Origin of the sequence: Oxalicibacterium flavum, from assembly GCF_014635065.1 — a bacterium.
In the GTDB taxonomy this organism is placed as follows: Bacteria; Pseudomonadota; Gammaproteobacteria; order Burkholderiales; family Burkholderiaceae_D; genus Oxalicibacterium; species Oxalicibacterium flavum.
The window spans coordinates 599,882-612,747 of record NZ_BMCG01000003.1; the positions used below are offsets into that span (position 1 = coordinate 599,882).

Annotated in this window: 13 protein-coding genes; 8 read left to right on the top strand and 5 right to left on the bottom strand. The window is 63.5% G+C overall.

Features of this window, described 5'->3' with window-relative positions:
• Positions 1-172 precede the first annotated feature (172 nt).
• From IEV38_RS09850 to IEV38_RS09870, 5 genes are read left to right on the top strand one after another with little or no spacing between them, the layout of a single operon-like run.
• On the top strand, positions 173-2,239 hold the full coding sequence (locus IEV38_RS09850; protein WP_229728965.1) for an FUSC family protein: 2,067 nt from the start codon (positions 173-175) through the stop codon (positions 2,237-2,239).
• Entirely contained in the window at positions 2,229-2,423 is a 195-nt protein-coding gene (locus tag IEV38_RS09855; protein ID WP_188395998.1) for a DUF1656 domain-containing protein, read from the top strand. The genes IEV38_RS09850 and IEV38_RS09855 overlap by 11 nt, the downstream gene beginning before the upstream one ends.
• The gene (locus tag IEV38_RS09860; RefSeq protein ID WP_188395999.1) at positions 2,416-3,345 is read left to right on the top strand and encodes an efflux RND transporter periplasmic adaptor subunit; all 930 of its coding nucleotides are present in this window, start codon (positions 2,416-2,418) and stop codon (positions 3,343-3,345) included. The genes IEV38_RS09855 and IEV38_RS09860 overlap by 8 nt, the downstream gene beginning before the upstream one ends.
• 10 nt (positions 3,346-3,355) lie before the next feature.
• Positions 3,356-4,840, top strand: coding sequence for an efflux transporter outer membrane subunit (locus IEV38_RS09865; protein WP_188396000.1), 1,485 nt, complete (start codon positions 3,356-3,358; stop codon positions 4,838-4,840).
• Positions 4,841-4,865: 25 nt separating this feature from the next.
• Positions 4,866-5,762: a LysR family transcriptional regulator gene (locus IEV38_RS09870; RefSeq protein WP_188396001.1), complete on the top strand. Its 897-nt coding sequence runs from the start codon at positions 4,866-4,868 to the stop codon at positions 5,760-5,762.
• Positions 5,763-6,195: 433 nt separating this feature from the next.
• Here IEV38_RS09870 and IEV38_RS09875 read toward each other — a convergent pair whose 3' ends face one another.
• The 5 genes from IEV38_RS09875 to IEV38_RS09895 all read right to left on the bottom strand — a co-directional run bounded on the left by IEV38_RS09875 (position 6,196) and on the right by IEV38_RS09895 (position 10,974).
• Positions 6,196-7,089, bottom strand: coding sequence for a CAAX protease (locus IEV38_RS09875; RefSeq protein ID WP_229728966.1), 894 nt, complete (start codon positions 7,087-7,089; stop codon positions 6,196-6,198).
• A 199-nt stretch (positions 7,090-7,288) separates the two neighbouring features.
• A complete protein-coding gene (locus IEV38_RS09880) occupies positions 7,289-8,521 on the bottom strand; it encodes a tyrosine-type recombinase/integrase (RefSeq protein ID WP_229728967.1) in 1,233 nt (410 codons plus the stop codon).
• Positions 8,522-8,754: 233 nt separating this feature from the next.
• Positions 8,755-9,120 carry a hypothetical protein gene (locus tag IEV38_RS09885; RefSeq protein WP_188396002.1) on the bottom strand — a complete coding sequence of 122 codons (366 nt, stop codon included), beginning with the start codon at positions 9,118-9,120 and terminating at the stop codon, positions 8,755-8,757.
• A gap of 130 nt (positions 9,121-9,250) precedes the next feature.
• Entirely contained in the window at positions 9,251-9,712 is a 462-nt protein-coding gene (locus IEV38_RS09890; RefSeq protein ID WP_188396003.1) for a universal stress protein, read from the bottom strand.
• Between the two features lie 80 nt (positions 9,713-9,792).
• A complete protein-coding gene (locus IEV38_RS09895) occupies positions 9,793-10,974 on the bottom strand; it encodes an MFS transporter (RefSeq protein ID WP_188396004.1) in 1,182 nt (393 codons plus the stop codon).
• A 384-nt stretch (positions 10,975-11,358) separates the two neighbouring features.
• Between IEV38_RS09895 and IEV38_RS09900 the strand changes: the two genes are divergently transcribed.
• From IEV38_RS09900 to IEV38_RS09910, 3 genes are all read left to right on the top strand, one after another.
• Positions 11,359-11,775, top strand: a complete 417-nt coding sequence (locus IEV38_RS09900) for a hypothetical protein (RefSeq protein WP_188396005.1) — start codon at positions 11,359-11,361, stop codon at positions 11,773-11,775.
• Positions 11,776-11,811: 36 nt separating this feature from the next.
• Entirely contained in the window at positions 11,812-11,973 is a 162-nt protein-coding gene (locus IEV38_RS09905; protein WP_188396006.1) for a hypothetical protein, read from the top strand.
• 151 nt (positions 11,974-12,124) lie between these two features.
• Positions 12,125-12,844, top strand: coding sequence for a superoxide dismutase (locus tag IEV38_RS09910; protein WP_188396007.1), 720 nt, complete (start codon positions 12,125-12,127; stop codon positions 12,842-12,844).
• Positions 12,845-12,866 lie beyond the last annotated feature (22 nt).

The window sequence follows — 12,866 nt, forward strand, 5'->3', positions numbered from 1 at the left end:
TGAATGCGTTTTACGCAATCATCTGAATGCAATAAATTCACTTTTCGTAATGATCGACCCTACCTACAGTGATGCGTAATGGTCACTGTAGAAGGGTTGCATCGTGCATTTAGCGAACATGCCTGGCACGGATTCAGGCGTCTCCTTACGCCTATCCCGGTTGCGGGAGCGGTTGGCGCGTGGCCTGCCTTATCTCGACCTGAGCACCCCACGCGCGACTTATGTGATGCGGTCTATCCTGGCCGCCTGCTTGGCCTTGGTGGCGGCCTATCTACTGGAACTGCACGCGCCCTATGCCGCGGCGTCCAGCGTGCTGCTGGTCATCAACCCCGTCCAGGGCGGCGTGATCGGCAAGGGCGTGTGGCGGGTGCTGGGCACGTTGGTAGGCATGTTGGCGGCCTTCGTGCTGATGAGCGCCTTTGGCCAAATGCCCTGGTTGTTTCTGCTCGGTTTCGGCCTGTGGCTGGGGGTGTGCGTGGTGGGCATGACCCTGCTGCGTCATTTCCGAGCCTATGGTGCCACGCTGGCAGGCTATACCGCGGGCCTGGCGGCCTACGGCGCCATGCAGCATCCGGAACGCACCTTCGACCAGGTAATGGGACGCGGGGCATCTGTGATGATCGGCGTGGTCTGCCTGGCGCTGGTCTCGGCCCTTTTCAGCAGCCGCAGCGTGCACAGCCGCTTGGCCTCGCTGCTCGACCGCCTTGCGGCCGCCACGGCGGGCATGCTTGCGACGCATCACCAGGCCATTCAAGGAAGCGGCGGACCCGATGCCAAGCCGCTCGATGCCGGAAGGCGCTCTCTCATCACAGAGGTCTATGGCGTGGACGATCTGCTGGCGCTGGGAAAGGCCGAATCCGCCGACCTGGCCCATCGTGCCGGCACGGTGCGGCACACCATGGTCTCGCTGTTTTCCGCTCTGGTGGGCGGTGCGCCGCCCCTGCACGGACACAGCGCCAGCCTCGCTGTACTGAGCGCGTTGCAACCGGACTGGGAAAAGGTATGGCGGGAGGTGGGCCAGTCGCTAGTGCAGGAACCCGGTCAGGCCGAAAGAGCACATGCCATCCAGCTCTTGACCGATCTGCGCACCCGGCTGAAGGACGCGCTCACGCTCACCTCGCTCGACGACGCCTCCGAGCAAGCCACACTGATGATCGCGGGCGACCGCCTGGTCGAGCAACTCGACGATTACTTGCAAGCCCTCGAAGGCATCGAACGTTTCCACCAACCCAGGCCGACGCCGGCTCGCGTGTCCGTGCCGTTCCATCGCGACACCGCGGCAGCCCTTCAGAACGGCGTGCGCGCACTGTTGACCGTGCTGATGGGCGGCGCCTTCTGGATCGCCACCGGTTGGACGGAAGGCAACATGATGCTGGCGGGGTTGGCGGCAGCCTGCGCACTGCTGTCCACCGCACCCAATCCCGCGCTGGGTGCGGTCGAATTCATCAAGGGCACGGTGGCTGCAGTGGTGATGGCTTTCCTGTGCACCTTCATCGTGCTGCCCCATGTCTCGGGCCTGCCGCTGCTGCTGGTGACCCTGAGCCTGTTCTGGCTGCCCGGCGTGCTTGCCACCACGATGCCACGCTATGCCTTGGCCGGCGTGGCTTATCTGGTGGCGTTCACGACACTGGCAGCGGCGGACAACCCGATGCGCTATGACTTTGCGCTGTTTCTCAACAGTTCCGTGGCCTGGATCCTGGCGACCTGCTTCACGCTGCTGGGCTTCAGGATCGTGCTGCCACGCAACGGGGCGCGTGACGTCACGCGCTTGCGCCAGCGTATCCGCGATTCGGCGCTGGGCACCTTGCGCGGGGAGCCGACGGATGCGCCGGCCTGGCAATGGCGTCAGCAGCACCGCATCGCGCAACTCGGCGCCTTGCTCAAAGCGCAGCCGCAGGCGATGGATCGTGCCATTGCCCAGGCACTGGCCAGCCTGCATTTGGGCCGGGAGGTGCTGCGCCTGCGACGCTGGCTTCGCCAAGCCCCACCGGACGCCGAGTGGCCGCCCGTGGTGGCGCGCTCGCTGCGCTACATGCATCAACGGGCCGGTGATCCCGCGAGCGCCGCTCGTCATGCCCGCCGTGCGGCAACGTCTCTGACGCGTTTACCGATGCGATCCAGAGCCGCGATGGATGAAATGAGGCGCGTGACGGCCGTGCTGTTCGACATCGCCGCGCTGCTGGAGCGCCATGCGAACGGCGTTCCGTCCCTCTCTGGAGGCCAAACCCATGCTCAGTGAATTCTCATTGGCTGGCATCTACCTGCCGCCATTCTTTGCCTACGCCTGCCTGGCGCTGCCGATCTATCTGGGTGTGCGCTTCGTGCTGGCGCGCAGCGGCGTGCTGCGCTGGGTCTGGCATCCGGGCCTGTTCGAGTTCGCTGTTTCCCTTTGCCTTGTTTCCCTGTTGGTGCTTTATGTCTGAACGCTCAATTTCCGCCCAGCGCCTGCTGCGGGCAGGACTCACTCTCGCGGTGGTCGTTGCCGCCGGGTTTCTGGTCAGCGCGCTGTGGCGCGCCTACGTCGTCGCCCCCTGGACCCGCGATGGCCGTGTCAGCGCGCAAATCGTGCGCATCGCTCCCGAGGTATCCGGCACCGTTGCCGAGGTCTCGGTCGCGGACGACCAATACGTCAAACGCGGCGAGGTGCTCTATCGCATCGACAATGCCAGCTTCGCGCTGGCATTGGCCCAGGCCGAGGCGCAGCTGGCGGCGGCCGAGGTGTCCTTGCGCCAGAAGACGGAGGAGGCGCGGCGGCGCCGGGGCATGGAGAGCCTGGTGCCTGCCGAGGACATCCAGCGAGCGAATCAGGCCGTAGTCATCGCCCAGGCCGAACTTCGCGGTGCACGGGTCACCGTGGAGAGGGCGAAGCTGGATCTGGCGCGCACCGAACTGCGTGCGCCAACCGATGGCTACGTCACGCGCCTGCGCCTGAACAAGGGCGACTACGCCGTGGCGGGCCAGCCGAACCTGGCCCTGATCGACGCCCATAGCTTCTGGATTACCGGCTATTTCGAGGAAACCAAACTGCGCGGCATCAAGCCCGGCGCGGCGGCGCAAATCCGCCTGATGGGCTTCGACCAAGTGTTGCCAGGACGGGTGGCCAGCATCGGGCGCGGCATCACCGACAGCAACCAGCAGGCCGACGCGCAGGGTCTGCCGAGCGTGGAGCCCAGCTTCAGTTGGGTCCGGCTGGCGCAGCGCATTCCCGTGCGCGTCGAGTTCGAGCATGTCCCGCAGGAGGTCGTGCTGGCCGCCGGCATGACCGGCAGCATCGAGGTCACGCCTTCAGCAGGCACGCCGGTGCCGCAGGGCCGGCTGATTTCGCTGCTACACCGCTGGATGTGAGGACAAAGCCATGCCTGCACCCATCCCCTGCACACAGCCGCGCCTTCGGCAGGCAATGCTGGCCTCACTGTTGGCCGTCCTGGCCGGCTGCACCACCGTGGGCCCGGACTACCGCACGCCGACGCTGGATGTGCCCGCGCACTGGATCGAGGCCGACGCCGCCATGTCCGATGGCGACCACGATGGCCTGCGCACCTGGTGGCGCGCCTTCCAGGATCCGTTGCTCGACCGCCTGGTCGATCAGACCCTGACACATAACCAGGACCTGGATATTGCCTTGGCGCGCCTGCGCCAGGCACGCGCCGAACGCGTGCAGATCGCATCGGCCGCCATGCCCGAAGTCTCGGTCGGTGCCACTGGCGAGGCGGTGCGCAGTAGCAAGGCACTCAGCGCGCAGCCCGGCGGGCGGGCACGAACCTGGCACCTGGGATTCGATGCCAGTTGGGAACTGGACTTGTTCGGCGGCACGCGCCGCGCGGTCGAAGCCGCTGACGCCGGCATCCAGGCGCTCGCCGAAGACCATCGCGCGCTGCAAGTGAGTCTCGTGGCCGAATTGGTATCCGACTACGCCGGGCTGCGCGCCGCGCAACTGCGTCTGGCCATTGCGCAAGACAATATCCGTGCGCTGGCCGAAGCCGAACGCCTGGCCGAACAGGCACACCGCGGCGGCCTGGGCACGCTGGCCGACGTCACCCAGGCCCGCGCTGAGCGCGAAACAGCCGAGGCGCAACCGCCTTTGCTGGAAGCAGACATCGCCCGTTTCAGCCATGCCATCGGCGTGCTGGCGGGCGGCTTTCCCGGGGATTGGCATGCCGACCTCGCCACGTCCGCACCGGCATTGCCCATGCCGGCCGACTTACCGCTGTCGCTCCCTTCGGAAGTTATTCGCCAACGCCCCGACCTGCGTGCAGACGAACGACGCCTGGCCGCCGCCACCGCGCAGATCGGCGTAGCCGAGGCCGCACGCTTTCCCACGTTCCGCATTCCTCTGGGCATCGGCACGACGGCCAGCGTCATCCACGATCTGTTCTCCGGCGCCAGCCTGGCGTGGTCGGCGGCGATGCAGGGTAGCCAGTCGCTCTACGACGCCGGCCGCGCGCGGGCAGGCGTGACTGCTGCGCAGGCCAACGCCGACGCCGTACGGCGTGTCTACGAGCGGGACGTGCGTTCGGCCTTGCGCGACGTGGAAGACGCCTTGACGGCATGGACCAGCGAACGCCAGCGGCAAGCCGCGTTACAGAAAGCAGTGGCCGACAGCCAACAAGCTTTGGAACAGACCACCCAACTCTACGCGCGGGGATTGAGCGCCTACTTGCCGGTGCTGGTAGCGCAGCGCAGCCTGAACCAGGCGCGCGATGCGCTTGCCCTCAGCCAACTGGCGCGGTTGCAAGGCGGTATTGCCTTGTACAAGGCGCTGGGCGCGGGAGGGACGGTCAGGGCATTCCTCTCTCATCCCGACCAAGGCCCCGCCGCACAAACAGCGGCGACGCATTGACGCTCTGAGGCATGGGAGGCACTGAATGGAGCTACGTCATCTTCGATGCTTCCTGGCCGTGGCCGAAGAGCTCCATTTCGCCCGTGCAGCCGAGAGGCTGCACATCGAGCAATCGCCGCTTTCTAGGGCCATCAAGGATCTGGAAGAAGAGTTGGGCGTGCGATTGTTCATCCGTAACTCCCGCAGCACGCGCTTGTCGCGTGCCGGACAGGTTCTCAAGGAGCATGTGCCGCGCATCTTCACCGCCTTGCAGCAAGCCCGTGAAGGGGCCAAGGCGGTCGCTGCCGGTTATGACGGCCAACTGCGCATTGCCCTGTCCGACGGCATCACGCCGCCGCGCCTGAGCGCCTTCCTGGCGAAGTGCCGGGACGATGATCCCGAAGTCGGGATTAATCTCGCCGAGATTCCGCTATCGCAGCAGATCGAAGGGCTGCGAGCAGACCTTTACGATGCAGGATTTGCGCAGTTGGACGACGTGGGGGACGGCCTGCTGGCAGAACCTGCATGGCACGACCCGCTGGTGGTGGCGGTACCAGCCAAGCATCCGCTGTTGACCCACAAACGCATTCCGCTGGAAGAAGTCCTGCGCTATCCCTTGGCGATGGGCGACCCGCATGTTTTCGAGGGCTACTGCCGCCAGATTGCACGGGTGCTGCGCACCGTGGATGTGGAGCCGCTGGTCGCCGAAGAAGTCGCTTCGCTCGACCTGATGCTGACCTTGGTTTCAGCCGGCTATGCCTTGGCGCTGGTCGGTGCTTCGCAGGTCGCCGTCTGCCGTTCGCCGGACGTGACCAGCCGTCCGCTGGCGGGCATATCCCCGGTTCTGACGACCTATCTTCTGCGGGCTGATACGGTTCCCTCTGAACCGCTGTCCCGCTTCGTCGAGCGGGCCATTTCGGGCGTTTCCAGTCCGCGCCGCTGATCTACTTCCCGAGACTCAACGCACCGATACCCTGGAGCAGCAAGGCGTGTTGCTGCGTAGGTGGCACGCGTCCAAGCCAGCATTCATGCGGCTTGGCGTATCTCCACGGCACCGTGCCGCAGTACGGCGCGTGCCGTGCCAAACCCATGCGCAGACTGGCTTTGCGCGCGCCGGAGTGCCGCGTCCTTTTATCTCGCCTTCCGCCGTTCCGTGCCTGACGGCACGTATGGCGGCGCAACTCTGCACATGCGGCTATACCACGGCAGGCGCTGCGTGTGCATTGCCGATACCTCGGGCATGGCACGCCTGCTTTTCATCCAACCACCCTTTTTTGCGCACGTCTTCGTGCGCAAAAAAGGGCGGAACCTGTGCAGTCCTGATGTAGGCGCGATGTCATGCTGCTGGCCGAAAATCGTGCAGTCGGCGTGCAGGTTCATGGCGGCAGAATCAGGAAGGATTGCTGCGGTTCTGAATGCAGTCGCGCCGTCAAAACGCTGTTCTCCTGCGTGCTTCTCGCCACCAGTTCGGCCAGCACATCCAGGGAGTCGATTTGATGCACCTGTGCCAGATGCTGAAAGCGCTGAATCTCGGCCGACGTGCAGGCCCGGTGCGCGTCTCGCAGCAGGCCATTGGCCTGCAACAGCCGCAGGTTCTCCGGGTGGATCAATGCCAGCAGGTTTTCCACCTTGCCGATCTTTTCCTGCAAGTGCTGCAAGGCATCCGCCTCGGTCAGCACGCCGTACCGTTTCCATGCCGGTTCGTGGTGAAACAGGCGGTTGCGGAAGTCGCGCAGCGTGGCAACCAAATCATGCACATGGGCCAGCATCGCGCCCGCTTGGTGCACCGGCCACGGCCCGCGAAATACGCCGGACAGATGCTTCGGCCAGATCAGTCCGCGCCCCATGAACTCGGCATCCAGTAGGAACTCCCAGGTCGAAAATTCCGTCTTGGCGATGACGCCGTGATGGTGCGGCGTGACGTTGCCGCGCACCGCATGGCGGCGGCGCTGCTCGGCGGCATAGTTGCGCGTCGCCTTGGCGAAGTTGTCGCGCACGGCCTGCACCGGGTGCGGTGCATCCACGCCGGGAGCGAAGGAGCGATAGCGCAGCTTGCCGCTTGCCCACCAGAACCGCCCCAGGTCGGCGGCGAGCGCCTGGTCGATGGCGTTGCGCAAGGTAATTTCCACCGCGCCCATCAGCGGGTACAGTGCGCCGCAGACGTGCGCGTTCCAGAGGTACACGCCCATCAGTTCCACGTCGTTGGACGGGTGGAAAACGCTCTGGTAGCTGTTGATGCGCTCGTTGCTGATGAGCGAGTCGATCAGCACGGGGCGATAGTGCAAAGTCTGGGGCATACAGTTGAGGAACCTCCGGTGTCCTGGCCCGCCAGCGGTCAGGGTTGACGCTGGCGGGCGGATGTGCGTTAGAATAGCGGCAAGGTTGGTGATGGCATCCAATGGGCGCAAGCCTACGACCCATCATGTAAGACCTGACACCCACCCCGGCCTAGAGCCGGGGCTTTTGTTTTCAGGCCCGGAAAACCTCACGCCAAGGCGGTTCCTCTCTGGCCTGCTGGCCAGGCTGCTTGCCTGCTACCACCGTCTTGCGCCGGTTCGCCACCAGTTCGGCGGCCTTGCGCACCGGATCATCCTCGGTGTGGACGTAGCGCATGAACATCGCCACGGTCTTATGCGCCGTCAGCGCCATGCCGACCTTGACCGGGATACCCGAGTTAGCAATGTCGGTCGCCGAGCGGTGGCGGATGCCGTGCGTCCCGACATGCGCCGCGCCTGCCGCCTTGAGTGCACGGCTCCAGCCGTTGTAATACTCGCCAGTGGTCAGGTGCTGGCCGGGATGGGTCGGGGACGGCAGCACATAAGGGCAATTGTCCTGGCGTGGTACTGTCGAAAGCAACCGGTAGGCTTCCTCGCTCATGGGCTTGGACATGCCACCGGTCTTGCTGTCGGGCCAGACGACGCGCCGGTTCTCGAAGTCCACCCAATCCCATTGGAGCGTGACGATTTCACCGCGCCGACCGGCAAACTCGAATTGCAGCCGGATCGCCAGCGGGATGACGTAGTTCTCCAGCCCCTCGGCCTCGATCCTGTCAAGCTGCCGGAACAGCTTGCCCATGTCCTCGTCGCTGATGAGGTGGGTGGCCTTGCCGTTCGGGAACATCGGGACATGGCGGCAGGGATTGGTGCCGTCGGGCCGATAGCCCCACACCTCGGCCAGATTGAACATGCGGCGTATGACGCTGAACGTGCGGTTCGCGTCGGCCGGCTTGTGGGCCATCTTCTTCATCATCGCCGCCACGTCCGGGCGCTTCACGTCCTGAACCTTCATGCGGCCCAGCATCGGGACGATGTTGCGGTCGATGACGCTCTGGTAGCCCTCCTGCGTGCTGGGCTTGTTGCGTACCTTGGAGTAGTCCTCCATGAACTTCACGCACAATTCCTTGACCGTGGGGGCCGTGCGTGCTGCTGCCTTGTCTGCGGCGGGGTCGCCGCCCCGGCGCACTTGGGCCAACCATTCTTGCGCGAGCGAGCGGGCTTGCTCGACGGTCAATTCCCCGTACTGGCCCAAGGCAGGCTTGCGGCGCTCGCCCGCGTTGGTGCGGTACTGGAGCATGAACACCTTGCGGCCCGCTGGGGTAATCTTGCAGAGGAAGCCGGGCACCAGCGTATCCCGTAGTTCGACAGCCTGCGCCTGGGGTTGTGCCGCATCGACGGCGGACTTGGTGACCTTGATCTTTGCCATGATGACTCCTCGGAATGACCCGACTCCCGGGGGCCTCATAGGAGCCTCCGGCGGGGAAACCGGGTCAGGTTTCGGAAAGCACCGGCATATGGTGAACGAGCCTAAGCTATTGATAAACCTGCTGTATCGAGCTTCTGCGTAGTCCAGCGAAATGCGGCACTGGAGTCATGGTGAAATGAAAAAAGGCTGATCGAAACCGATCAGCCTTTTTTTATTCCTGCTTCGTTATTGCTTCAGCGACGATGATCGTGTTGCTGACGGCCATCGCGGTAGCCGCGATGGTCATGGCGATAACCGGGGCCGCGGTCGTGATGCCGGTAGCCGGGCGGCGGGCCGCGCCAGTGGGGTGGTGAAGGTCTGCCGTAAATGATCACAGGCGGAGGCGCTTCGTAGATTTCTACCGAGCTACCATAGATGATGGGCGGCGAATAATAATTCGAATAATTGTTATACGGTGGAGGCGGATAGTAGGCCGGTGGCGGGTAATACGGATAGCCGCCACCGATGCTGATGGACCAGCCGACACCGCCGCCCGCCAGCGCGGGAAGCGAAGTCAGCGCGGCGGCAAGACAGAGCGTGGTGGCGAGGGCGATGTGCATGGTCAACTCCTGATGGTTACCTGTTCATTCAAGACCACGCGCCCGCATTTCTCAATCCGCAATGCGTAAAAGACTGTAACAGCCGTCGCCTGCGGGCGGAACCCGCAGCGGTCGTCAACCGTGTCGCACGTCAGTCGGTTTTTTCCGGATCGCTGGCGATCAGCAGGGCGCAGCGGACCTTTTCCACCAGCAGCGTATCGGTCGAACCGCGCCACCAGCGCATCGCCAGTGATTGCAGACGCGAGTGGCCGACGATCACCAGTTCGATGCCCAGCGAATCCACCAGCTTGGCAATGGTCGGTACCGGTTCGCCGACTTCCAGATGCGTCTGCACGGTCAGTCCCGCGTTCTGCAGGAAGGCGTGGCTTTCCGCGAGCTGCTGCTGCATCTTTTCCTTTTCGGCCTGGATTTCTTCCTCGATGCCGACCATGGAAACCATGGCGTATTCGCCTAGTACCACGGCCTGCGGCGGATTGACGACCACCAGCAGGTGAATCTCGGCAGACGGCGAGGGCGCCAGCCGCACGCATTCCTGCAAGGCGGAGCGGCTTTCGGGCGTGCCGTTGTATGCGACCAGAATTTTGCGGTACATAAGGCCTCCTGCAAAGCGATGATGGTTTCAGTATATCGTCAACTTCGGCTTGTGCAGGAAGAGATGTTGGCGGGTTGCCGCTAGGCGTTCTTGAGGCGTGAAAAATTGAGCGCAGTCAGCAGCACACCGACGGCACCGCAGGCGATGACGGCGGCCGTGCCGAAGCGTTCTATGGAGAGACCGGCCAGGCCCACGCCCACGGACTGCCCCAGAAAGAAGCAGGAGGCGAAGATGGAAACGGCCGCACCGCGTCGTTCGGGCGCCATCTGGGTGGCATTGATCTGCAGCGTGTTGTGCAGCATGTAAAAACCCAGGCCACAGCACAGGCAGGCCGGAATCGCGGTCCACCATACGGGCGAGAGTCCGACTGCCAGCAGCGACAGGCAGAGCAGAATGCCGCCCCAGCGCGCCAGCCCCTTTTCGCCGAGACTCCTGACCAGACGGCGCGACGTCAATGCATAGATCAGACCGCCGAGTCCGTAGAGCATCACGAGTCCGGCTGCAAACGTCAGGGAGATGTGGTGGACCTGATGCAGATGCGTGGCGATGAAGGCGAAAGCACCGAACAGAAAGGCGCCCTCGACGAACACCGTGGCAAGCACCACGCGTGCCCACGGCCGCAGCAGGACCTGGCGAAATTCGTTGAACATGCGCTGCAGGGCGGCGCCTTCGGCCTTGTGCGTCGTCAATGCATGCGCCGGCAGCCGGCGGTTGAAGGAGAACAGCATGAGACTGATCAGCACGAAGCAGCCTGAAATGCCGAAGAAGGGCACGCGCCAGCTCAGGTGGTCGGCAGTAAAGCCGCCCAGCAGCACGCCGGCCGAGATGCCGACGATCTGTCCGATCAGGAATTGCGCGAGCACCGGCTGGCGCTCGTCGTAGGCGATCACGTCCCCGATCCACGCCATCGACAACGGAATGATCGCTGCCGCCGTTGCGCCGGCCAGCAGACGCGCGGCGATCAGCAACGGATAGCTGGGCGCCAGCGCGCACAGCAAGGCCGTCAGCGCGCAGGCCATGCAGGCGCAGGCGATCACGAAATACTTGCCGAAGCGGTCACCGACCGGTCCGAAAAACAGCTGGGAGATGCCGTAGGCGATCGAGAAGGCCGTGATGACGTAGGCGACGTTGCCGAGCGTGACGCCGAACTCGGCGGCCAGCCTCGGCAGCAGCGGATCGGTCACGCGCAGGGAAATGGCGCTGCCGAAGGCAGCCAGCGACAGCGCGGGGATGGTGCCGCGCGGAATTGGAGATGTTGTCATTCAACTATTGTTGGCATGCAAGATGCTCCGGGATCGAATCAAAGACAGCAAGCCTACCGTAAATCGGAATTGTGCACAGACAGAAGGTATTGGGATGCGCTGTGGTGGTGCGATTGCGACTGCGATGGAAGGGGTTTCTCGCGGGAATGTTTGCATTTTTCCGATGCGTCAAACCCTGTTGTTACAGGCCTCATCTTTTCCTACAAGAACTTGCGATACCGTCCTATATGGACAGACAGGCAAGCCCGATAAGATGCATGCAAGCTTGAGGCGACCACCAAGGGGAGCAAAGGTTCCGGTCGCGTCCGGGCATTTTTTCGATCCAGTGAAAATTCTTCCGCGCAATGTTCGTGCGGTCGAATCCGTTACCGAAGGGAGGGGATCATGCCGATATTTCAAACACAGACGGATACCATCGATATCCTGAAGAACATCGCCGACGAGCAGCCCGATGGCGTCGAATGGCCGGCCTATGCCGAAGTCCGCAATCGCATGGCGGATCATCCCGATGAACATCGCGAGCAGATCCTCAACCGCAAGCGTGCCCATGCCCTGCGTTATCTGGGCGCGAGAAAAAAGCGACTGGCCGGTGGCTACAGCAAGGTCGAATCGCGGGTATTCACGCCGGAATTCGTTTCGGAACTGGGGCAGGCCAACTCCACGCGGCGCGCCATGCGCAACCCATGGCTGGGCCGTTCGCAAACAGGCCGACACGATGCGGAAACGGCCTCGTCTTCTGCGCCCAATGTGCTGCCATTCGGACCACAATCGGCCGCCGACGCTGGCACATCCGCTTCCTGACAGGCAAGTCTGTCGTCATTCAGATCGAGAACCGTCATGAAACCATCCTTATTTTTGAGCGTCATCGCGATTGCCGGCGTGCTGCTGTTCACCGTCAAACCGGGCAATGTTTCGGCAGAGGCATCGCCGGCGCATTTTGCGCAGCAGCCGCAAATCAGCGCACTACTGAACATTGCCATCGCGCCTTACAAACGCTAAGCCAGCAACGCCAGCCAGCGCGATGCAGGCCATGCCTGCATCTCCTGCCGCGCCAATCATCTGCATCCGCGGCAGATCGATATCCGTCTCCGGACGCATGACGGCGGCGAGTCGCCGCCATCCCTTCCCATGAACAAGATAGGAGAGAACGATGATCAGAAAATCCCTGCTGCTGGTCCTGGCACTGTCGAGCGGCGCATTGCAGGCGCAAACGCCACCGCCGCAAGCTGCCGCAGCCGAAGCGCCGGTCAGGCAGGTGTTTACGCAGGCGCCGCTGCCATATGCGAGCAATGCGCTGGAACCGGTCATCGACACGGCCACCATAGAGCTGCACTACGGCAAGCATCACAAGGCCTATTACGATACGCTGAACGAGGAAGCGGCCGGCAATGCCAAGCTGGCGTCGCTGACGCTGCCGCAACTGTTGAAGAAGATTTCCGGTTACCCGGCCGTGGTGCGCAACAACGCGGGCGGCGCATGGAACCATGATTTCTTCTGGGCCAGCATGGCGCCGGAAGGACAGCGCGGTGAACCGTCTGCCGCCCTGCTCAAGCAGATCGACAAGGATTTCGGCTCGCTCGACAAGTTCAAGGAAGCCTTCAACACCGCCGGCGCCAAGCAGTTTGGCTCGGGCTGGGTCTGGCTGATCGTGCAGAAGGGCAAGCTGGTCGTGTCATCGACGCCGAACCAGGACAATCCGCTGATGGACGTGGCCGAAACCAAGGGCACGCCGATTCTCGGCAACGACGTCTGGGAACATGCCTACTACCTCAAGTACAACAACCGCCGTCCGGCGTACCTGAAGGAATGGTGGAAGGTCGTGAACTGGAACGAGGTCAACAAGCGCTTCGAGGAAGCGACGCGCAAATAGGCGCCTGACCGCACAAGCAAAA